A 2,345-nucleotide genomic window follows, 5' to 3' on the forward strand; every position below is an offset into this window, starting at 1 on the left:
TAGGCGCAGTGAAGCCGCGCCTCACCTCCTTAGGGCCAAAATGGCTGGACTTTGGACAAGCAGGCCATCCACCAAGCGCTCTGAGCTTTCTACGGCAAGAGGGTCAAGCCCCGCTCCCCAAACCCTCCCTGAGAGAGAAACTGCAAGTTAGTCCAAAGTCCAGAAAATGATGGTCAGCCGAATTATTCTTCTTCCACCTGGGCCCCGAGATCTTCCACCGCCCGTCGGATCAGAGGATCCTCTGTGGCCGGGCGCCCCCGACGGGTTTTCCGCGCCACAACGTTTTTGATGATCACCGGAAACCCGAACGTGTGGCTCAGGATATCCTCCACCAGCGCCTGGGCCTTGGTCCGGGGATCCTGGAATTTGTCCCGCAGCAATTCGGAGGGCCAGGCCAGGACCACGGTGTTCCCCTCCACGCTGTGAAGGGAACAAGATTTCAGCAGCGCTTCGGTGGGGAGGCTCTGGGCCCGAACCGCTTTCAGGATGCTGGCCCAGCGTTCCCGAAGCGCCTCCAGGGTCAGGCTCCCGCTCCCTGTCCCAGCCCCCGGAACGGCCACCGGGGAAGAAGGGGGCAGTGCCCCTGCCATCGGGGAGGGGGGAGCGGCCGAGGGAGGGGGAGCCGGGGTCGGAGCCGGAGCCGTCCGAGCCGTTTGAGCGTGCTGGCAGGCCAGGATGGCCTCGACGAACGCCAGCTCCAGCGCCAGCTGAGGCTGCCACGCGGTTCGCATGTCCGATGCCGCCGCGGTGAACAGGCGGATAAGACGAGGGAGGGCCTCCGGAGGCAATGCGCGCGCATGCCGCTGCGCCATCGCGATCTGCTCGGCGGGAAGATCCAGGAGCTCTGGGTCTCCCCACTGAATCCACATCACCGCGCGCAGATATTCCACCAGCTGGCGGGCCAGCTGTTGCGGGTAAGCGCCTTCCTCCACGGCCTGGGCGATCAACGTCAGGCCTCGCGCCGTCTCGCTTTCCCCCAGCGCCTCGACGACCTGGCTGATCAGATCCCAGCGCCCGGCTCCCAGGGTCCGCTGGACCCGTTCCACGGTGATCGGCTCCTCATCGGCGGCCAGCTGATCCAGCAATGTGATCGCATCCCGGAGACTGCCGGTGGCCTGGCGCGCAATCCAGGTCAGGGCTTCCGGCTCCGCCGCGATCCCCTCCGCTGCCACGATCTCCTCCAGGCGCCGGATGATCTCCGCCGTGCTCAATCGGCGGAAATCGAAGCGCTGACAGCGTGAGAGGATGGTGGCAGGGATCCGATGGGGTTCGGTGGTTGCCAGGACGAAGATGACATGCGGGGGAGGCTCCTCCAGGGTCTTGAGGAGGGCGTTGAACGCCTCCGAGGTGAGCATATGGGCTTCATCGATCACATAAACTTTATAGCGGGCCTCGCTGGGCGAGAACCGAACCCTCTCTCGGAGGTCCCGGATCTCGTCGATGCCCCGGTTGGAGGCGGCATCGATCTCGATGAGATCGATCAGGCGGCCTTCGTTGACCGCCTGACAGATCCGGCAGCGATCGCAGGGGCGCTCATCCACAGACTCCGCCAGGCAGTTCACCGCCTTGGCCAGCAGGCGCGCCGTGGTGGTCTTGCCGGTCCCCCGGGGGCCTGCGAAGAGATAGGCATGGGCGATGCGGCCCAGGCGCAGGGCGTTGCGCAGGGTGTGGGTGACATGCTCCTGGCCGACCACCTCTTCGAAGCGTCGGGGGCGCCACTTGCGATAGAGGGCGAACGGCATCAGCGGTCCCGCTCCGGAGTCCTGCCGGTCTGGCCGGGATTATAACCGACGCCTCGAAAATGGGCAACGATCCGGATGGATGAGCCGGAGAGCACATCGCCCCGCCTGCCGGATGATCGGGAGAAAAGGGGGCGCGCCGCCGAAGGACGTTTCCCGTCGATCCGTCCCCCAGCGCCCCGGGTCCAGGCCCCTGGCGTTCCGACCGAGCCCACCCCTGGACCCTTCAGGGGACCGTCCTATGCGACGCGGTGAAAAGAAATTCCCGCCACGGGCAACTTCCGATCTTTCCCGCGGGTTTGGGGGTGGGGGCCGCTGAAGGCGGCATCCCAGCCCCAGAAATATCGGTTTTCCCCTCCCTCGGGCCTACTGGGCCCTAGTGCTTTGTCCATTTTTCATTTGGGGGTTCTCGGGGGCGGTGCGGGGGGCCAGAGGCCCCTGCACCGCCCCCGAAAGATTTTTTCTCCCCCCTCCCCACCGCCCCCGGGGGCGGGGGGGGGGGGGGGGGGGTATTGGCGTCCGGCCCGGCGTGGGTTGCTCCCAAAGCCCCGGTGATAACGAGGCAAGGGCCGAAAAGGGGCCTGGCCGGGGCCCCGCCCCAAGGCC

The 2,345-nt window shown here is 66.4% G+C and carries 1 protein-coding gene; it reads right to left on the reverse strand.

What is annotated here, in order from left to right; genetic code table 11:
* Nucleotides 1-182: 182 nt before the first annotated feature.
* Nucleotides 183-1,742: a DNA polymerase III subunit gamma/tau gene (gene dnaX, locus NZM16_RS00830; protein ID WP_295449955.1), complete on the reverse strand. Its 1,560-nt coding sequence runs from the start codon at nt 1,740-1,742 to the stop codon at nt 183-185.
* Between the last annotated feature and the right edge of the window lie 603 nt (nt 1,743-2,345).

The organism is Thermoflexus sp. (genome assembly GCF_025055495.1).
Taxonomy (GTDB): domain Bacteria; phylum Chloroflexota; class Anaerolineae; order Thermoflexales; family Thermoflexaceae; genus Thermoflexus.

Bases quoted from the DNA above. Each gene is read 5' to 3' on its own strand.
- dnaX (WP_295449955.1), bottom strand. From the start codon at position 1,742: ATGCCGTTCGCCCTCTATCGCAAGTGGCGCCCCCGACGCTTCGAAGAG.